The sequence below is a fragment of the Goodfellowiella coeruleoviolacea genome, assembly GCF_024171785.1.
Lineage (GTDB): Bacteria > Actinomycetota > Actinomycetes > Mycobacteriales > Pseudonocardiaceae > Goodfellowiella > Goodfellowiella coeruleoviolacea.
In genome coordinates, this window is sequence record NZ_JAMTCK010000006.1 from 279,234 (window position 1) to 298,473 (window position 19,240).

Sequence of the window (19,240 nt, forward strand, 5' to 3'; positions counted from 1 at the left end):
CAGTCCGATGTGGACGGTCAGTCCGGTCGGCCCGGCCCGCCGCCGGGCCGATCAACCCCGTGGTCCGGTCACGCCGCCCGCCCGTCCAGTCGCAGCGCCCAGCGGACCTTGTCCTGGCCGGTGGCGGGCAGCTCGTCGCGACGCCACAGTCCGTAGTAGACGGAGGTCGCCGGGCCGGTCACCTCGGCGTCGGCCGGTTCGCCCGGCTCGGCCGCGCGCACCTCGGCGGCCACCCCGGGCACGAACCGCACGTGCCAGGCGGCCGGCGCGTCCGTGCACCGCACCACGGCCGTGCCGCCGGCCTCGGGCGCCACGTCCGTGGCGTACTTGATGGCCAGCAGGGTGCCCAGCACCTCGTCGATGCCGTCCACGGCCTGGTCGGTGTCGGTGGGCACCAGGGTGCGCAGTGCCGCCTGCGCGTCCCAGCGCCGCAGGTTCATCCGGTGCGCCAGCCGCCGGTGCCACACCCACGCCTGGTCGGGGCTGGCCGGCGAGGGCGTCCACACCGGGGAGTCCGCTGGTGTGGCGGCCAGTGCGGCGCCGGTCGCGGCCAGTTGCGCGTCCAGGTAGGCCACGGGATCAGCGCCGGCCACCCGTGCGGGCGGGGGCAGTTGCAGCAGGCTGCCGGTGCGCAGGTAGTCCCCGGCCAGCTCCAGGAACGCGGCCACGTCCACGACCAGTTCGGCGAAGGTCCACCCCGGACAGGACGGCACCCCGGTCTCCAGGTCGGCCTGGTCCACCGCCTCCCGGAACAGGGCCGCCTGCCGGGTGAACACCTCGATCCACCGCTGGCTGTCCCATCCCACTGGCCCCACGTGCCCTGCCACCGTGCCTCCCCGACGTTGCTGTCCGTCGTCGGTGCAGCCCGCCGACGGCCGTGTTTCGGTTACTGTCGCACCCACCGCGGACGCGGCTGACCGCCCACCCGGCTCCGCTCCGGCCCGTCGCGCGCTGGCTCGACCCGGGCCTGGTCCCGTCCTGTCCCGCCCAGTCCGGCCCGCTTCCCGGGGTCGCCCCGATTCTCGGGCATCACCCCGACAACCGATCCGCTGGATCGATCCTGGTTCGCACCGTCGGCCGCTGCCCACGGCCGCCCGCCGCGGGGTTGTCCTGTTCCGCGTGATTCGCCGTGATCGCCCACACCGGGTGCGCCGCTGCTGGCACCATCCGCCGCACAGCACCAACCAGCGCCCAGTTGACCGCGCCGCGCCGGCGTCCGGCGGACCGCACCGGCAGCGGCGGACCAGCCTCCGCCGGCACCGGCACGGTGGGCGGAACCGACGTGCTCCCGGTTGCGTCGCATCCGCACGATCTGGGGTTGATCGGATTGACCGCCGCCTGGGACGTCGGTTGATCATCGGCTTGCGGGAAGGAACACCATGGCCTCCTTCGAAGTTGAACCAGCGTCCCTGCGGGAGGGGTCGAAGCAGTTCGCCTCCGCCTCGGACACGATCGGCACGGCGGCCGGGACGGTCGACTCGGTGCGGTTGGCGGACGGCGCCCTGGGCGAGGTGGCCGCGGCGGCCGAGTTCACCCGGGCGCTGTCGGGTTTCACCAGCCTGCACGCACGTGACCTGAAGGCCGGCGCGGGCTGGGTGGCCGACACCGGCACCGGGCTCGCCGAGAACGCCGAGGCGTACGAGCGCCAGGACGGCGACTCCGCCGACAAGCTCGACGCCATCTGGGGCACGGGATGACCACGCCAGCGGGCGGTCGCACGCACCGCACCCGCACGCCCCACACTTGGGCGCCCCACATCCGGGCGGCCCGCACCCGGGCGGCCCGCACCCGGACGGCCGCCGCCAACTCAGCCGGCCCGGCCCACCCGGCCAGGCCAGCACAACACCCGGGTCACGACCCCGACCAGCGGAAACCCCACCACCCCTGGCACCAGCCCCAGCCCACCGCCGCCGAGCCGGCCGCGCACCGACGAACGCCCCAGCACCGGGCGCGAACGCGGTGGTCACCGCACCAGGAACCGAACCCCCAGGAACCGAACCCCCAGTGGCTGAACCGCCAGTGGCCAAACCCCCAGGGGCCAGGCCGCCAGGGGTCAAACCGCCCCCAGACCAGCCCCCACCCTTCCCAGGGGGGCGACCCCGGCTCCAGCCTATCCGTCCCACCCGCCACCGACACCACGCCGATCACATCTGTGGATAACTCCCCTGCCTGTGCACAACTCGTCCTCAATCGGGCGAATCTCGTCTCTGGAGTGGCGCGATGAGCTACACCGACCCCGAAATCCCCTACGGCAAGCTCGCCGCCGGTGACGCCGGCCAGATCGCTGCCGCTGCCCAGCCCCTCACCGACGCGACGAACGCGCTCAGGACCGCGCACGACACCATCAAGCAGGGCACCGCAACCGCCCGGTCCACCTGGACCGGCGCGGCGTCGGACGCCTTCGCCCAGCGCGCCGAGCTGAACGCCACCGCCACCAGCCAGGCCGGGGAGCGGCTGACCACGGGCAGCCAGGTCATCCAGGCCACGGCCAAGGCGTACACGCAGCTGCGCGGCGGCGCCGACCAGGCCATCGAGGTGTGGCGGTCCCGCTCACCCATGCTGGACGAGCAGCAGCTCACCGAACTCGCCAACAAGGTCAACAGCAACCTGGAGGCCCTGCGGGAGAGCTACGAGCAGGCACTGCGCGCCTACGCCGCCCAGCTGGCCAGCATCCAGGGCGCCTACGGCGAGGCCGCCAAGTCCCCGGGCAGTGGCCTCACCACCCTGTCGTCCACCCCCGGCGGGGACGCCACCTCGCTGTCCGGGGTGACGATCCCGGAGATCGGCTCCTCCCCGCAGGAGGTGGCCAAGTGGTGGGACTCGCTCACCCCCGAGCAGCAGAAGCAGTTGCAGGACACCCAGTTCCAGCAGCTCGGCCAGTTGCGGGGGCTGCCCTCCGACGTGCTCAGTGACGCCAACGAGAAGCGCCTCAAGGACGACGACAAGCGGTTCGACCAGCAGGTCAAGGACCTGGACAAGCGGATCGCGGCCAGGGCCGCGGAACTGGGCCTGCCCGCCAACGCCACCCAGCAGGACCTGCGCAACACCAACGACAAGGCGTTGGCCGCGCTGCTGGACGAACGCCAGGACGCCGCGAATAAGCTGGAGAACACCAGGCAGGCGGCGGACAAACTGGCACAGGCCAACACCCAGTCCCAGCAGGCGTTCGGCGAGCCGGCCAGGCTGCTGGCCTGGAACCCGGCCGGCCCCGGCGGTGACGCGCAGCTGGCGATCGCGTTCGGCGACCCGGACACCGCCAAGAACCTCGCGGTCACCGTACCCGGCACCGGCACCACCGTCGGCAACCTCCCCCTCGACCAGGCCATCAACCTGCGCCAGCAGATGGGCGCCAAGGGCAACGCCACCATCCAGTGGCTCGGCTACGACGCGCCGAGCTGGTCACCGGACCAGGTGGGCAGCCCGGCCCAGGCCGAGGCGGGCGGCAAGAACCTGGTCGACGACGTGGCCGGCTACCGGGCCGCGGCCGAGGCCGCCGGCAACCGGCAGCACCTCACCGTGGTCGGGCACAGCTACGGCAGCACCACCGTCGGCTACGCCGGCATGAACGGGCTGGCCGCCGACGACATCGCGTTCGTGGGCTCGCCCGGGGTGGGCGCGTCCAACGTCAACCAGCTCTCGCCCGGCGCCGGCCACGTGTACGCGGGGGCCACCGAGCACGACCCGGTGGTGCAGGGCACCAGCTCGGACTGGTTCACCAAGGACGGCTCGTCCACCGGCCCGTACGACAAGTCCTTCGGCGCCACGGTGTTCGGCACCACCGACTCCGCCAACGTCGCCAACGCGCACTCGGAGTACTACCGGGAGGGCTCCGAGTCGCTGCAGAACCTGGCCAGGATCGCCACCGGGCACGGCGGCGAGGTCACCGCGCAGCGCTGGCAGGACAGCCCCCTGCCGCCGGAGCTGCCCACCTCGGACGTGCCGGTCATCGGCCCGGCGGTGGACAAGGCGGGCAACATGGCCAAGGAGACCGCGGACATCGTCGAGGACGTGGCCGGCGGCACCAAGCAGGTCATCGGCGACATCGGCCGGGGCGACTGGGGTGCGGCCGGGGACCACGCGGCCAGCACCGGCCGGGAACTGGCCAACGACGCCCTCGACGTCACCATCGGCAACCTGGGTGACGCGGTCGAGGGCGGCAGGGACCTGGTCGAGGGCGCGGTCAGCGGCGGCAAGAAGGTGCTCGACGCGCTGAACCCGTTCTGATCCCGCCCCCGCTGACCGCGCTGGCGTTCCTAGTGCACGGTCCGGCAGTCGGTCACCTCGGGCTCGTCCACCAGCCCGGTGACCGGCTGCCTGATCTCCCGCACCCGGCAGTCCAGTTCGGTGTCCACCACGGCCGACGCCGGTGCCTCGCCCCGGTCCACCGTGTAGCGGCCGTCGACGAACCAGCGGGAGCCCTCCGGCCGCTGCTCGAACTGGGTGAGCGCGGTGACCTCCATCCGGTTGTCGTCGATCAGGGCCGTCACCCGGATCCTGGCCCGGCCGTCGGCGAGCACCTCGCCGAGCGTCCCGTCCCCGCCGCACGCCACCACCAGCGGGCCGAGCCCCACACCCAGTCCCAGGCACAGCGCGGCCGGCGCCAGTCGGCGGCGTGGCCGCGCGCTCACCCGTCCAGCCCGATCCGCAGCAGCGGCAGCAGCTCGCCCAGGTCGGCGCGGCTGCCCGACGCGCTCACCCGGTCCTGCGCCACCGCGTCCGTCCACTCCAGACGGCCGGTGGCGAGTTCCAGCCAGGTGCGCGGATCGGTCTCGACCACGTTGGGCGGGGTGCCCCTGGTGTGCCGGGGTCCGGCGACGCACTGCACCGCGGCGAACGGCGGCACCCGCACCTCCACGCTGCGGCCGGGCGCGTCCTGGGCCAGGGTGCGCAGGCTGAGCCGGACGGCGGCGGCCAGGGTGGCCCGGTCCGGCTGTTGCTGACCGGGATCGGCCAGCCAGGGCAGCACCGCCGTCACCGCGGCCCGCAGTTCGTGGGGATCAACCGTCTGTCGCGGCACCGGCCCAGGATAGGCCGCCCGCGCCAGCCAGCTCAGCCGAACAGGGCCCGCCGCCAACGGGAAGAAGCGCCACCGCCAACGGGAAGAAGCGCCACCGTCAGCGGAACAGCGCGCTGTAGCCGTTGAGCGCGGGCTGCCCGCCCAGGTGCGCGTAGAGCACGGTGGCGTCCCGGTCGATCTCCCCGCTGCTGACCAGGTCGATCAGTCCGGCCATGGACTTGCCCTCGTAGACCGGGTCGGTGATCATCCCCTCGGTGCGGGCGGCCAGCCGCATGGCCGCCAGGGTGGCCTCGTCCGGGATGCCGTAGGTGCCGGCGTGGTAGCGCTCGTCCAGCACGATCTCCGCGTCGGCCAGCTCCCGCCGCACGCCGACGAGTGCCGCGGTGGCCCGGGCGATCCGGGCGATCTGCTCCCTGGTCCGCGCCGGGGTGGCCGAGCCGTCGATCCCGATGACCCGCCTGGGCCGCGCGGTGCGCCCGTCCTGCTCGGCCAGTTCGGCCAGCGCCGCGAACCCGGCGACCATGCCGGCCTGGGTGCTGCCGGTGACCGAGCAGACCACGATGGTGTCGAAGTGGACGCCGAGCTGGTGTTCCTGCTCGGCGACCTCGAACGCCCAGTTGGCGAAGCCGAGCCCGCCGAGCCGGTGGTCACTGGCCCCGGCCGGGATCGGGTAGGGCTTGCCGCCGGCCGCCTCGATCTCGGCCACCACGCGCGCCCAGCTCTCCCGGACGCCGATGTCGAACCCGGCCTCGACCAGCCGCACGTCCGCGCCGGCCAGGCGGGACAGCAGGATGTTGCCGACCCGGTCGTAAACCGGGTCCGGCCAGTCCACCCAGCTCTCCTGCACCAGCACGCAGCGCAGACCGGCCCGCGCGGCCACCGCCGCCACCTGCCGGGTGTGGTTGGACTGGACCCCGCCGATGGACACCAGGGTGTCGCAGCCCTGGGCCAGCGCGTCCGCGACCAGGTACTCCAGCTTGCGGGTCTTGTTGCCGCCGAAGGCGATGCCGGAGTTGCAGTCCTCCCGCTTGGCCCACACCTGGGCGCCGCCGAGGTGCTGGGTCAACCGGTCCAGCCGGTGCACCGGGGACGGGCCGAACAACAGCGGATACCGCTCGAACTGGGTGAGGACGGACACGGCGCAACCTCCAGGACCTCGCGGGAAGATCCAGGAGAGCACACCCGGCGGGTTCCCGACCAGGTCACCGGCGAACCGGCCCGACCTCACCGAGGTCCCAGAACAGCCCGGCCATGATGCGCAGCGACTGCCTGGCCACGGAGCCGAGCAGGTGCTCGTCGGGCGCGTGCTGCGCGCACGCCGGGTAGGAGTGCGGCAGCCAGATGGTGGGCAGGCCCAACTCGTCGGCGAACGCGTCGTTGGGGATGGTGCCGCCGAGGTTGGGCAGCAGCGCCGGCGCCGCACCGGTCGTCCGCGCCACCGACTCCACCGCCCAGCGCACCCACCGGTTGTCCGGGTCGGTGCGGGTGGCCGGCATGCTCCGCCCCACCGCCACCTCGACCGTGGGGAAACCGCGGGCGTCCAGGTGTTCGCGCAGCACCCGGCCCAACTCGGTCACGTCGGTGCCGACGACGTAGCGGAGCTGGCAGTGCGCGTGCGCCGCACCGGGGATCGCGTTGATCGGCGTGTCCGGGTTGCCCGCGGCCAGCGACAGCACCTCCAGGGTGTTCCAGCCGACCAGCCGCTCCGCCGGGCTCAGCCCCGGTTCACCCCAGTCCTCGTCGATGACGGGGTCGTCCGGCCCGCCACCGACGCTCAGCTCGGCCAGCGCCCGCCGGACGTTGTCCGGAATGGACGGTGGCCGCAGCCCGGGCACCAGGATGCGGCCGTGCGCGTCGACCAGGCTGGCCAGTGCCGAGGCCAGCACGGTGGCGGGGTTGCGCAGCAGCCCACCCCAGTTGCCGGAGTGGTGGGCGCCGTCGCGCAGCCGCAGCCGCAGGGTGAACAGGACGGAGCCGCGCGACCCCAGGAACAGCGTGGGCCGCTCGGCCGCCAGGCGCGGGCCGTCCGACGCGACCAGCAGGTCGGCGGCGAGTTCGTCGCGCAGGTCGGCGCAGACCTGGCGCAGCCCGGGTGAGCCCGCCTCCTCCCCGGTCTCCACCAGCACCGCGAGGTTGAACCCCAGCCGCCCGTTCCTGGCGCGCAGCACCTGTTCCAGCGCGGCCAGGTTGATGGTGTGCTGCCCCTTGTTGTCCGCGGTGCCCCGCCCGTACCAGCGGTCCTGCTCCACCACCACCCGCCACGGGTGCAGCCCGGCCCGCCACCGCCGCTCCTCACCGAGCACCACGTCGGCGTGGCCGTAGGTGAGCACGGTGGGCAGCCGGTCGTCCTCGTGCCGGCGGGCGACGAGCAGCGGTCCCCGACCGGCCACCGGATTGTCCACGATCCGCGCGGTGCACCCCAGCCGCGCCACCGCCGGCACCAGTTCCTCGTCCAGGTAGGCGCGCAGCTCCGGCAGCCGCTCCGGGTCCTGGCTCTCGGTGCGGTAGGCGACCCGACGACTCAGCTCGGCCAGGAACGCCCCGGAGTCGAAGTACTCGGCCGCGTACCGCACCGCGTCGGCCCGTGACACGCCCGCCCTCACCTGTCGAACCGCCCTGCCTCGACCGCCACCAGAAACCCCACGAACACCACGTCCCCGAAGGTCAACACCGCTCTCCCCGGCTCGTCGATCGTCACCCTGATCATTCCCCCCGGAACACGACGAACGCCCCGACCGGGGATCGACTCCCCGGCCGGGGCGCTGCCGCCGAGCCGGTGTGTGTGCGGGTGGCTCAGCCCTGGGCGAGCCGAACCGCGTCGCCCAGTAACTCCTCCACCTGGTGCGCGAGCCGCCTCGGGTCGGCCGGGCTGAACGTGCTCCACGGTGGCGATCCCGGTGAGGATCGACGTTGTTGCAGGTAGCGGCCTTCCTCGGTGTCGAAGAACGCCACCACCCGGTCGGGCCGGTGCCGTTTGCCGTAGCGGTCCCTGGCCGCCGCGCCGAAGTTGCCGGTGCGGATCAGCCCGGTCAGCATCTTCACCAGCGTGCTGGCGTCGTCCTGGCGGACGCCCTGCGCGCGCAGGGCCTTCTCCAGGCTCTCCGGGCTGCCGTCAGCGGAGCGCACGGCCGCGTCCAGGTCGCCGCTGGGCAGCGTCACCGAGTGCCCGGAGCCGGCCGGGTGCGCGGGCAGTTGCCGCAGCACCGCGTGGTGCAGGCCGCTGCCGGACGTCCGCTGCAGGCTGATCTGGTCCTCGCTGAGGGTGGCGACCGCCCCCGCGTCGCCGTTGGCCACGGCCAGCACCCGCACGCTGCGCCCGACCCAGATCCGGCCGTCCACCTCGCGCTCCGGGCGCGCCAGCAGCCGCACCAGGTGGTCGAGTTCGGGGTCCAGGTCGACGGTGCGCCCCAGACCCCGGCTCTCCATCGAGTGCCACGCCTGGCGCACCAGGTCAGCGCGTTCCTGATGGGTCTTGCCCGGCGAGGGCACCTTGATCACCAGCGGCATCGACCCCAGGTCCAGGTGCTCCCAGAGCACGTCGAACTCCAGGGCCGACAGGGTGATCGGCGGGCGCTCGGCCGGGCCACCGAACAGCGTCACGGCTAGTTGGTCTCGCCGATGACCGGCGGAGCGACCAGCCGCTCGTCGCCGAACACGTCCTCGGTCTCGACCAGGTAGTCGGCTGCCTTGTGCTCCAGGTCCTCCTCGCCGTTGGCGTTGCCTCGGCCACCGGCCGCACCCGCGCCGGCACCGGCGGCGCCACCCCGGCCGGCCGCACCCGCCGCGGCCACACCCCGGTTGGCGTGCGGCTCGTCACCGAACGCGCCGATGCCGGCGGCGGCCCCGGCGCGGCCGAGGCCGGCGTTGCCGGCGCCGCCCTTGCGCGCCGCGATCTCCTCGGCGCTGAGCCCACCCGTGCCCAGGCCACCGGAGCCGAGCCCACCGGAGCCGGGCCCGCCGAGCAGGCTGCCCTTGGCGCTGGCGAACGGGTTGACGCCGGTCTTGCCGGCGCCGAAGCCGCCAGGACCACCGGCGCCGCCGCGCCCGCCGCCGAGCCCGGGCAGCGTGCCGGGACGGTTCAGCGGGTTGTTGGTGTTGCCGTAGAACGAGCCGCCGCCGGTCAACGGCAGGTTGGGGTTGTTGACCGGGTTGTTCGGCAGCGTGATCTTGTTGTTGTTCAGGTTCGGGTTGGTCAGGTTCGGCAGCGTGGTCGCGCCGGACAGGTGGGTGTTGGGCGGCGTGACGACCGAGCCGCCCTGCGGGGTCGGGACGCCGGACACCCCGCCGCCACCACCGGACAGCGCCGAGGGAACCCCGCTGCCGCTGACCGAGGGCGCCGAGTGGGCGTAGCTGGAGTGGGTGCCGACGCTGTTCGACGAGTAGTTCGACGAGCTGCTGTCCGGCCCGACCACGCTGGAGTTGTCGTTGCGCACCGGTGCCGGCGTGTCGATGACGACCTTCGGCGGCTCCACGAACTCACCCAGCGTGCTGCTGTTCCACTCGCTGTTGGACGAGTAGGTGTTCATGACCGCGATGGCCTTCTGCTGCGCCTCGTTCTGCGCGGACTCCTGGGCCTCGTGGTCGGCCTGCTGCGCCACGACGTGCGCGATGCCCAGCCCGCCGCCCATCGCCCCCAGGACCATGTCCATGGTGGACGGCGCCTCGGTGGTCACCTGGACCGGCTCGGGCATCTCCTTGCGCGCGGTCGAGATGTAGTCGGCCTGCAGCTCAGCCGAACTCTTCATCACGTCGGAGCCGGTCTGCGCGTCCTGGGCCCACTGCGTCAACGGGGACAGCGCGGCCTGCGCCGAGTCGGCCGCGTCACCTTCCCAGCTCGCGTTGAGCTTCTCCAGCCCACTCTGCAGCTCGGAGTCGATCTGGGCCAGGGTTTCCGCCATCTTCCCCCAGCCGTCCTGCAGGGGAACCAGGGCCTGCGGCCCCTGACCAGCGTGAATCCAGTTGTACAGCTGCTCGTGTGTGTGACCCTGCCAACGAAGGTCGCTCATGCGCGCCGCCCCCTAGGAGTGACATGTCCGGCGAGGTGAGAAAGTCTTGTGATCACGGAAAAGGCTGGTGCTCGGTCAGGAGTTGTGGTACTTGCCCCAGAGCGCGGTGTTGTCGCCTTCGATGGCGCGGTACTGCTCCTCCAAGCCCCTGAGGGCGTCGGCCGCGTCCTTCAACTGCTGGCGGTAGCCGATCAGCGCCTGCATGGCGGAGTCGCTGGCGGACCCGAACATGCTCTCGTTGAACTTCTTCTGGGTCTCCGCGCTCACCGGGTCGCCGGCCCACTCACTACTGATCGCCGCGTTCTGTCCGAGAAGCTCAAGCTGCTCGTTGAGCTTGTCCAGCGCTGACTCGAAGAGCTTCCGAGTTTCGGGGATGGCAGAGGGATCGACCTGCAGCTTCTGCTGCTTGCCCGCGTAGCTCGGCGGCACGCTCCCCACGCCTGCGCCAACGCCCTCGTTGATGAACACGGCACACCCTCCAAGATGTTCTGTGCCTGCCCCTGTTTACATTCGGAACGACTGTAGCTCTGACGCCGGACGGCCAGGGCTGGTTCCCACCTCAGATGAGCAGTTCTACGTGGTTTTGTTATAGCTCTCACCGTTGGGCGAGGCCAGCGGCCGATCACCGGTTGACGAGCGCTCCCATCGCGCTCTCCGCCAGTTGGGGAACCTTCTGGCACAACTCGTCCTGGGGCGCGTCGAAGGACGTCATGTTGACCAGGAGAGCCTGGGCGTCGGCAACGTCCACGACGATGGCGCATCCGGGCACGCCGTTGGTCGGCTTGCGCAGTTCCGCGGGGAAGCCCGCGATCTCGGTCTTCGTCCCAGGAGCACCGAGTTGGCCGATCCCCTTGGCCAGCAGGGCGACGGACGCGTTCGCGGTGCCGCTCGTCCCAGCGGTCACGCCGCACGTCGGCGCGTTGTCCTGGTCGGGGTTCGTGGATGCCTTGGGCTCGCGGTCCGAACCGGTCACCGTCTTGAACTCCGGGGTGACCAGCGAGCAGGGGTCGACGCCGGTCAGGTCGATGTTCTTGGGCCGGGACACGCTCGACTTGCCGCTGGTCGGCGTGGACTTGCCCGACGACGACGTCGAACCCGACGACTTGGTCGTGCCCGAGGACGCCGTCGACGTCGAGCCGCCCTCGGCTGAGGGGGTACCGCCCGTTCCACTCGAACAACCGGCGATGACCAGGGCCGGCACCGCGACGGTGGCAAGGCTGATCGCAAGACGCTGCCAGGGGCTCCGCATGGAGGTCAACGTACCGAATGCCCGCGCACCGCGAGGAGCGAATCAGCGACGTGACAACCCGGTCCACCAGGTGCTCCGGTCGGAGCCGGCGACGGGCGCGGTTGACGTTGCGCGGTGGTGGCGGCAGCGTTGCGGGGTATCCGTCGAGGTCAGCGCGATCTTCACACGATCGGGCTGTGTGTGGTTACCCCTGTGTGAACTGGACACGTCACCCGGTGGGGGAGCGCCGACTGCCTCTAGCCTCGCGCCGGACCCGGATCAATGGGAGGAAACGGTAATGAGAGCAGCGACCGTGGTGCCTGGCAGACCTGAGCTGGCCGATGTCACCGACCTGGCCGAACCCGTTGCCGCCCCAGGCGAGTTGCTGGTGGACGGACTGCTGGTCGGGGCGTGCGGCACGGACGTGGAGATCGTCAAGGAGGGCTTCGGCGAGTTGCCGCCCGGACGGGACCGGATGGTGCTGTTCCACGAGTCCCTCGGCCGGGTGCGGTCGGCGCCGGCGGGCAGCGGGTTCGTCGCGGGCGACCTGGTGGCCGGGGTGGTGCGCCGGCCCGATCCGGAACCGTGTGCGGCCTGCGCCGCCGACCAGTGGGACTTCTGCCGCAACGGCCGGTACACCGAGCGCGGCATCAAGGAACTGGACGGCTACGGCGCCCAGCGGTGGACGATCGAGCCGAAGTACGCGATCCGGATCGACCCGGCACTGGGTGAACTCGGGGTGCTCACCGAGCCGGCGTCGACCGTGGCCAAGGCGTGGGAACAGGCCGAGCTGGTCGGCCGACGCGGGTACTTCGCCCCGCGCACCGCGCTGGTCACCGGCGCGGGGTCGATGGGGCTGCTCGCGGCCCTGTTCGGGGTGCAGCGCGGGCTGGCCGTGCACGTGCTGGACCGGGTCAGCACCGGGCCCAAGCCGGATCTGGTCCGCATGCTCGGCGCCAGCTACCACCAGGACCTGGACACGGTGCCCGAGCCGGACGTGGTGATCGAGTGCACGGGCGCGGCCTCGCTGGTGTTCGACCTGCTGCGGCGCACCGCGCGCAACTCGGTGACCGTGCTGATCGGCCTGTCCGGGTCGACCGCGAACCTGCCCGTGCCGGCCGGGGTGATCAACGACCGCACGGTGTTGGCCAACAACGCTGTTGTCGGCTGTGTCAACGGCAGTCTGGCCAACTACCGGCAGGGCAGCCAGGCGCTGGCCGCGGCGGATCCGCGGTGGCTGCGGCAGCTGATCACCCGGCGGGTGCCGCTGGCGGACTGGCCTGACTCGCTGCGGCGCGAGCCCGACGACGTCAAGGTCGTCGTCGACCTGACCTGACCTGACCCGGGGGCCGACGCCGTCGGGTCGCGTCGGTCCCGGGCCCGGGGCCCGGCCTCGGGAAAGCGGACCTGGTGGGCTGCCGGCGGACCGGTTGGTCCGCCGGGTGCTCGCGCCGAGGCGGTGGCGGCGGTGCACGTGGGTGGCCCGTCACAGCTGGGAGCCGTTGACCGCTGCCCTGTCCAGCGGTACCCCCGATCGGGTGCGCGGTTGTCCACAGGCCACCGGGTTATCCACAGCCGCACGCGCAGACCTGTCCCCTCGGCGCTGGTCTGGGTAGGCTGGAGCGGGGTCGCCCCCCAGGGAGGGTGGGGGTGTGACCTGGGGAAACAGCACGAGAACGCGCGCCCCAGGGTGTCCACAGTGGACGTGCGCGCGGGGGTCAGAGCTGGTCGCGCAGCAGGCGTTCCACGGCGTCGGGGGGGCCGGGGCGGGCGAAGAACCAGCCCTGGCCGGCGTCGCAGCCGATCGTGCGCAGCCGTTCCGCCTGCGCCGGGGTTTCCACGCCCTCGGCGGTCACGGTCAGTCCGAGCGCGTGCGCCAGCGAGACCAGGGTGGACACGATCTGCTCGTCCACCGGGTCGGCGCCCTCCTCGGCGCGCAGCCCCTCCATGAACGACCCGGCCACCTTCAGCTCGTGCACCGGCAGGTGGCGCAGGTAGGCCAGGTTGGAGTAGCCGGTGCCGAAGTCGTCGATGGCGATCCGCACGCCCATGTCCGACAGCGCGCGCAGCGCCTCCAGCGGCTCGTCCGCCGTGCCCATGATCGCGCTCTCGGTCAGCTCCAGCTGGAGGTGGTGCGGGGACAGGCCCACCTCGTCCAGGATCCGCCGCACGTCCGAGACCAGGTCCGGGTCGCGGGACTGGCGGACCGCGAGGTTGACGCTGACGAACGGCGCGTGCTTGCCGAACTCGTCCAGCCAGCGCCTGGCCTGCTGGCAGGCGGTGCGCAGCACCCACCGGCCGAGCGCCACGATCAGCCCGGTCTCCTCGGCCAGTTCGATGAACCGGTCCGGGGCCAGCCGCCCGAACTCCGGGTGCTGCCAGCGCACCAGGGCCTCCACGCCCAGCACGGTGCCGTCGTGCAGGCCGACCAGCGGCTGGTAGTCCACGTAGAACTCGTCGCGTTCCAGTGCCGCGGGCATGGTCGCGGACAGCGTGAACCTGGCGACCTCGCGCGCGTTGCGCTCCGGGTCGTACAGCGCCCACCGGCTCTTGCCGTCGGCCTTGGCCCAGTACAGGGTGATGTCCGCGTCGCGCATCAGGTCGGCGGCGGTGGTGCCGACCACGGCCCGCTCCACGATGCCGATGCTGGCCGAGACGGACAGTTCGTGGCCGCCGATCCGGACCGGCTGGCGGAACTCGGCCAGCACGCGGTCGGCGACGGTGATGACGTCCTCGGTGCCGGTCGTGTCCTCGACCAGGATGACGAACTCGTCACCGCCCATCCTGGCGACCATCCGGCCGTTGCCGTCCACCGACTCCTTGAGCCGCCGGCCCACCTCGACCAGCAGCAGGTCCCCGGTTTCGTGGCCGAGGCTGTCGTTGATCATCTTGAAGCCGTCCAGGTCCAGGTAGCACAGGCCCAGCCTGGTGTGCTTCTCCTTGCTGCTGAAGGCCCGGTTGAGGCGTTCGAGGAACAGCGCCCGGTTGGGCAGTTCGGTCAGCGGGTCGTGCAGTGCCTGGTAGCGCAGCCGGTTCTGCAGCAGGTGCCGGTCGGTCACGTCCTCGACCATGGCGACCTGGTACTGCGGTTCGCCGTGCTCGTCGCGCACCAGCGACAGCGTGAGGTTGGTCCACACCTGTTCGCCGCTGCGGGTGTAGAAGCGCTTCTCGGACCGGTAGTGGTCGCACTCGCCGCGCACCAGCTGCTCGTAGAGCCGCCACACGCTGGCCGCGTCCTCGGGGTGCATCAGCTCGCGCACGTTGCGGGACTTCATCTCCTCGGCGGTGAACCCGAGGATCTCCTGGAACGCCTGGTTGACGTCGAGGATCCGGCCGCCAAGGTCGGCCATGCCGATGCCGATGGCGGCTTCGGTGAACATCGCCCGGAACCGCGCCTCGCTCGCGCGCAGCCTGGCCTCGGCCCCGTCGCGCGCGTCCAGCACGGCGGCCCGGATCGCCTCCTGCTCGGCCAGGGTGCGCTCGCGCAGCGCCCGGGCGTACCCGGCGCTCACCGCGCCCTGCAGCGCGGCCAGCCGGGAGCGGGTCACCTCGTCCTCGGGCAGTCCCAGGATGGACAGCAGGTCGTCGCCGAGCAGCTGGACGGTGCGGCCCAGGGTGTCGGTGCCGGTGAAGTGCGCCTCCACCAGCCGGGTGCCGATCTCGTAGCCCGGTTCGGTGCGGAACGGCGTGGCTCGCAGGGTGTCGACCAGGACTTCGGTGAGCGCCTCCAGGTGCTGCCGGACCTCGGCTCTGGTCATGGGCACGTAGCTGCTGCCCATGACGGTGCTCGCCCACACGCGCGCGAACGCCGCCACGTTCGCCCGCACCATCGGTTCGCTGCCGGCTCTGGCCGTGGGCACGCGCTGTCCCACCTGCTCGGTCATATCCGCCGACCGACCGCCACGTAGCCCCGGCTCAGCTCGGGGCGCTCGGGCACGTCCTCCAGCGCGTCGGGTCGCCACAGCGGCAGGTAGACCAGGCCGGGGCTGACCAGTTCGAAGCCCTCGAACAGGGCGCTGACCTGCGCGCGGGTGCGCATGGTGACCGGGTCGGAGTCGCGTCGGTACATCTGGGTGACTCGCGGTCCCTGGTCGAAGTCGTGGTCGTTGGTGGCGTGCGAGATCATCAGGTAACTTCCCGGGGCCATCCGCTCCCGATACTGGCTGACCAGCCCCTGTGGATCGGCGGAATCGGGCACGAAGTGCAGTACGGCCGACATCAGGACGCCCAGTGGGCGGTCCAGGTCCAGTAATCGGCGGGTCTCGGGGGCGGCGAAGATGGCCGCCGGGTCGCGCACGTCCGCGCCGATGACCGCGGCGTTGGGGTTGTCGGCGAGCAGGGCCCTGCTGTGCGCCACCGCGACCGGCTCGTTGTCCACGTAGACCACGCGGGCGGCCGGGTCGACCCGCTGGGCGACCTCGTGCACGTTGCCCACGGTCGGGATGCCCGAGCCCAGGTCGAGGAACTGGCGGATGCCCTGGTCGAGCAGGAACCACACCGCGCGGTGCAGTGCGGCGCGGTAGGTGCGCATCACCTGGGCGATGTCCGGCATGACCGCCATCGCCCGGTGGGCGAACTCGCGGTCCGCGGCGAAGTTGTGCGCCCCACCGAGGTAGTAGTCGTACACCCGGGCCGCGCTCGGCCGGTTCAGATCCACCTCGCCTGGCGCCCAAGTCGGGCGTTCCACCACTGCACCTCTCGTCGCTGGAACGGATCCCCGAACGGGACATCCGGAGCATACGGCGGTTGGTCCGAGCCGTCGAACCTCATGGCTTGCGACCCACCGCCGCGTAACCCGGGTAGTGCCTGGCGATGTCGTCGACGTCGTCGGGCGAATCGGGCCGCCACAGCGGGATCCGCACCGCCCCGGGCTCGACCAGGTCGAACCCGGTGAACAGGCGGGCGAACCGGGCCCGGTCGCGATAGGTCATCGGGGTGACCGCGCTGTCGTAGATGTCCCGGGCCCTGGCCCACTCCGGCTGTTCCTCGCCCGCCTCGAAACCGGCGTGGGTGATCACCAGGAAGCTGCCCGACGGCAACCGGTCCCGGTAGCCGGCCACGATGCCGACCGGGTCGTCGGTGTCCGGCACGAAGTGCAGCACCGCGATCAGCAGCACGGCCACCGGCTGTTCGAGGTCGAGCAGGGTCGTGACCTCCGCCGAGTCCAGCACCGAGGCCGGGTCGGCGGCGTCGGCGCGCAGCACCGCCACCCGGTCGTCACCGGCCAGGATGGAGCGGCCGTGCGCCACGGCCACCGGGTCGCTGTCCACGTAGACCACCCGGGACCGCGCGGCCGCGCGGTGCGCGATCTCGTGCACGTTGCCCGCGGTGGGGATGCCCGAGCCCAGGTCGAGGAACTGGCGCACACCCTGGTCGACCAGGTAGCGCACGGCCCGGCCGAGGAACGCCCGGTTGCGCCGCAGCACGTCGGGCAGTTGCGGCATCACCGCGACAACGCGCTCGGCGGCGTCCCGGTCCACCGCGAAGTTGTGCGCACCGCCCAGGAAGTAGTCGTACACCCGGGCGATGCTGGGTCGACTCAGGTCGACCTCGCCGGGCGCCCACGTCGGTCGCTCCACCGCGCTCCCCCCTGCCCGGTCCGGCTGGCTGGCGGCCGGACCACGTCCTCCCCCGCCCATCATGGACCACCGCCCCGACGGACCCGGCCCGGTGACCGGGTCGTGGTTCGCCCGATCGGCGAACGGCCTGGTCGCGGCCGGGGCCGCCGGACATCACGCCCTGGTCGAGAAATCACTCCGTCGGTGGACAGCAATCCGTGCCCTGCCAGGCGTGTCGCTCACTGCTTCCCCATGGTCACGACGTGCGATCAGTCGCGGTGGGAGTGAACATTCAGTCCGAACGGCTCATCAACTCGGTCGACCACCGTCTCGGCACGACACCTCCGGCCACCGGCGCACCGGCCGGCCCGGGCCCACTCACCGTGCTGCCCTCCGACACGATTGGGGAGATCCGTGACCGCTCACCGTCGCCAGCGCCCGTGGACCACTCGACTCTGCGTGGCAACCCTCGCAACACTGTCCCTGGTCACCAGCACCGCCGTGACCGCGCAGGGCAGCGGCGGCCACGTCGGCGGCACCCCGGCCGGCGGGCTGCCCAACGAGCCGATGCCGGCGCTGGCCAGCGAGGCCGACCACCCGGCCGGCTCGCAGATCGCCAAGCACGAGGGGGTCTCGGGCGCACCGCCGGCGCCGGGCACGCCCGGCGGGTCAACCGACCGCGGGAGCCGGGAACGGGTGCACGGCATTGACGTGAGCAGCCACCAGGGCAACGTCAACTGGACCACGGTGGCCGCCAAGGGCGCGCGGTTCGCCTACGTCAAGGCCACCGAGGGCACCGGCTACAAGAACCCCTACTTCGTGCAGCAGTACGAGGGTTCCTACTACGCCGGGCTGGTGCACGGCGCCTACCACTTCGCCCTGCCGGACCGCTCCGACGGCGGGACCCAGGCCGACTTCTTCGTGGACCACGGCGGCGGCTGGTCGCCGGACGGCCGGACCCTGCCGCCGGCGCTGGACATCGAGTACAACCCGTACGGCGACATCTGCTACGGCATGGACGACGAGGAGATGGCGGACTGGATCAGGGAGTTCAGCGACCAGGTGCACGAGCGGACCGGGCGCTGGCCGACGATCTACACCAGCACGAACTGGTGGAACCAGTGCGTGGGCGGCAGCGGTCGGTTCGGCACGACCAACCCGCTGTGGATCGCCCGGTACGCCTCGTCGGTGGGCGCGCTGCCGTTCGACTGGGAGTTCCACACCATCTGGCAGTACGCCAACGCCGGCGCGGTGCCCGGCGACCAGAACTACTTCAACGGGTCCTACGACCGGCTGATCGCCCTCGCCAACGGCTGAGACCGGCTGGTCGGGCATTGCGCGCTCCCCGCGACCGGTGATCTTGGTCCGGGTTGTCCGCTTTACTCCGTCCTCGTGACTAATTCACGAAAACTCTGGTCAATCGGTTAGCCGATCGATAACACTTCCGGGTCAGGTGGTCACCTCCAGTGATCATCTCCCTGCAGGATTGTCGAAAGGGTTCACCATGAGACCGTCCATCCGCGTGAACTTAGGCCGCCGATTCGGTGCTCTTGTTGGCCTGTGCGCGGCCGCTCTGGTGGTGGGCGCACTGCCCCCGGCCAGCGCCGCACCCACCGACACCGCCGCCAGCGACATCGCCAGCACCGGCACCGCCAGCACCGGCACCGCCGCGACCGCCGAGGGACAGGCGGGGCCGCTGGTCATCGCCGAGGCGGAGAACCACAGCCTGGGCTCGCAGATCCGCAAGCACGAGGCGGTCACGCCCAACGCCAGGCCCGCCGACGTGGGCACCCTGGCCACCGTTCCCGGCATGGACGTCAGCAGCCACCAGGGCAACGTCAACTGGGCCGGCGCGTGGAACAACGGCGCGAGGTTCGCCTACGTCAAGGCCACCGAGGGCACCGGCTACACCAACCCGTACTTCGCCCAGCAGTACAACGGCTCCTACAACGTGGGCATGATCCGCGGCGCCTACCACTTCGCCCTGCCAGGCAACTCCAGCGGCGCCGCCCAGGCCAACTACTTCCTGGCCAACGGGGGCCGCTGGTCCAAGGACGGCAAGACCCTGCCCGGCGCGCTGGACATGGAGTACAACCCCTACGGCGCCACCTGCTACGGGCTGAGCAAGGCGGCCATGGTGTCCTGGATCAAGGCGTTCAGCGACACCTACCGCGCGGCCACCGGCGTCTACCCGGTGATCTACACCTCGACCAGCTGGTGGACCACGTGCGTGGGCACCTCCGGCGACTTCAGCAGCACCAACCCGCTGTGGGTGGCCCGGTACGCGTCCAGCGTGGGCACCCTGCCCTACAACTGGGGCTACCACACCATCTGGCAGTACGCCGACTCCGGCACCTTCCCGGGTGACCAGAACAGCTTCAACGGCGCCTACGACCGCCTGCAGGCACTCGCCAACGGCTGATCCCCCACC

At 71.9% G+C, this 19,240-nt stretch carries 17 protein-coding genes; 5 read left to right on the forward strand and 12 right to left on the reverse strand.

Translation table 11 applies throughout. The features are described from left to right. Positions 1-68 precede the first annotated feature (68 nt). Entirely contained in the window at positions 69-827 is a 759-nt protein-coding gene (locus tag LX83_RS15110) for a hypothetical protein (RefSeq protein ID WP_253771680.1), read from the reverse strand. Positions 828-1,379: 552 nt separating this feature from the next. Here LX83_RS15110 and LX83_RS15115 point away from each other — a divergent pair. Both LX83_RS15115 and LX83_RS15120 read left to right on the forward strand, forming a co-directional pair. Continuing rightward, on the forward strand, positions 1,380-1,697 hold the full coding sequence (locus tag LX83_RS15115; RefSeq protein WP_253771682.1) for a type VII secretion target: 318 nt from the start codon (positions 1,380-1,382) through the stop codon (positions 1,695-1,697). Positions 1,698-2,220: 523 nt separating this feature from the next. Next, on the forward strand, positions 2,221-4,224 hold the full coding sequence (locus LX83_RS15120) for an alpha/beta hydrolase (protein WP_253771684.1): 2,004 nt from the start codon (positions 2,221-2,223) through the stop codon (positions 4,222-4,224). Positions 4,225-4,253: 29 nt separating this feature from the next. Here the strand turns inward: LX83_RS15120 and LX83_RS15125 are convergent, their stop codons facing one another. The 8 genes from LX83_RS15125 to LX83_RS15160 form a co-directional block, all read right to left on the reverse strand. Then, positions 4,254-4,628: a hypothetical protein gene (locus LX83_RS15125; protein ID WP_253771686.1), complete on the reverse strand. Its 375-nt coding sequence runs from the start codon at positions 4,626-4,628 to the stop codon at positions 4,254-4,256. Beyond that, the gene (locus LX83_RS15130) at positions 4,625-5,017 is read right to left on the reverse strand and encodes a sterol carrier family protein (protein WP_253771688.1); all 393 of its coding nucleotides are present in this window, start codon (positions 5,015-5,017) and stop codon (positions 4,625-4,627) included. The genes LX83_RS15125 and LX83_RS15130 overlap by 4 nt, the downstream gene beginning before the upstream one ends. 97 nt (positions 5,018-5,114) lie before the next feature. Then, on the reverse strand, positions 5,115-6,155 hold the full coding sequence (locus LX83_RS15135; protein ID WP_253771690.1) for a 1-aminocyclopropane-1-carboxylate deaminase: 1,041 nt from the start codon (positions 6,153-6,155) through the stop codon (positions 5,115-5,117). Between the two features lie 64 nt (positions 6,156-6,219). Next, a complete protein-coding gene (locus tag LX83_RS15140; RefSeq protein WP_253771692.1) occupies positions 6,220-7,608 on the reverse strand; it encodes a M20 family metallopeptidase in 1,389 nt (462 codons plus the stop codon). A 202-nt stretch (positions 7,609-7,810) separates the two neighbouring features. Further along, positions 7,811-8,617 (reverse strand): ESX secretion-associated protein EspG, encoded by an 807-nt coding sequence (locus tag LX83_RS15145; RefSeq protein ID WP_253771694.1) that lies wholly within the window; start codon positions 8,615-8,617, stop codon positions 7,811-7,813. 2 nt (positions 8,618-8,619) lie between these two features. After that, positions 8,620-10,023: a PPE domain-containing protein gene (locus tag LX83_RS15150; RefSeq protein WP_253771696.1), complete on the reverse strand. Its 1,404-nt coding sequence runs from the start codon at positions 10,021-10,023 to the stop codon at positions 8,620-8,622. Positions 10,024-10,098: 75 nt separating this feature from the next. Then, positions 10,099-10,491, reverse strand: a complete 393-nt coding sequence (locus LX83_RS15155) for a WXG100 family type VII secretion target (protein ID WP_253771698.1) — start codon at positions 10,489-10,491, stop codon at positions 10,099-10,101. 154 nt (positions 10,492-10,645) lie between these two features. Beyond that, entirely contained in the window at positions 10,646-11,272 is a 627-nt protein-coding gene (locus LX83_RS15160; protein ID WP_253771700.1) for a DUF3558 domain-containing protein, read from the reverse strand. Between the two features lie 277 nt (positions 11,273-11,549). On the opposite strand from LX83_RS15160, the gene LX83_RS15165 reads away from it, so the two are divergent. Next, positions 11,550-12,587, forward strand: a complete 1,038-nt coding sequence (locus LX83_RS15165; RefSeq protein WP_253771702.1) for a glucose 1-dehydrogenase — start codon at positions 11,550-11,552, stop codon at positions 12,585-12,587. A gap of 382 nt (positions 12,588-12,969) precedes the next feature. Here the strand turns inward: LX83_RS15165 and LX83_RS15170 are convergent, their stop codons facing one another. The 3 genes from LX83_RS15170 to LX83_RS15180 all read right to left on the reverse strand — a co-directional run bounded on the left by LX83_RS15170 (position 12,970) and on the right by LX83_RS15180 (position 16,830). Then, positions 12,970-15,135 carry a putative bifunctional diguanylate cyclase/phosphodiesterase gene (locus LX83_RS15170; RefSeq protein ID WP_253771704.1) on the reverse strand — a complete coding sequence of 722 codons (2,166 nt, stop codon included), beginning with the start codon at positions 15,133-15,135 and terminating at the stop codon, positions 12,970-12,972. Then, positions 15,132-15,938 (reverse strand): SAM-dependent methyltransferase, encoded by an 807-nt coding sequence (locus LX83_RS15175; protein ID WP_253771706.1) that lies wholly within the window; start codon positions 15,936-15,938, stop codon positions 15,132-15,134. The genes LX83_RS15170 and LX83_RS15175 overlap by 4 nt, the downstream gene beginning before the upstream one ends. Before the next feature lie 79 nt (positions 15,939-16,017). Next, positions 16,018-16,830, reverse strand: coding sequence for an SAM-dependent methyltransferase (locus LX83_RS15180; protein ID WP_253771708.1), 813 nt, complete (start codon positions 16,828-16,830; stop codon positions 16,018-16,020). A gap of 546 nt (positions 16,831-17,376) precedes the next feature. On the opposite strand from LX83_RS15180, the gene LX83_RS15185 reads away from it, so the two are divergent. Together LX83_RS15185 and LX83_RS15190 are read left to right on the forward strand one after the other, a co-directional pair. After that, on the forward strand, positions 17,377-18,126 hold the full coding sequence (locus tag LX83_RS15185) for a lysozyme (protein WP_253772037.1): 750 nt from the start codon (positions 17,377-17,379) through the stop codon (positions 18,124-18,126). Between the two features lie 205 nt (positions 18,127-18,331). Next, positions 18,332-19,231 carry a lysozyme gene (locus LX83_RS15190; RefSeq protein ID WP_253771710.1) on the forward strand — a complete coding sequence of 300 codons (900 nt, stop codon included), beginning with the start codon at positions 18,332-18,334 and terminating at the stop codon, positions 19,229-19,231. Positions 19,232-19,240 lie beyond the last annotated feature (9 nt).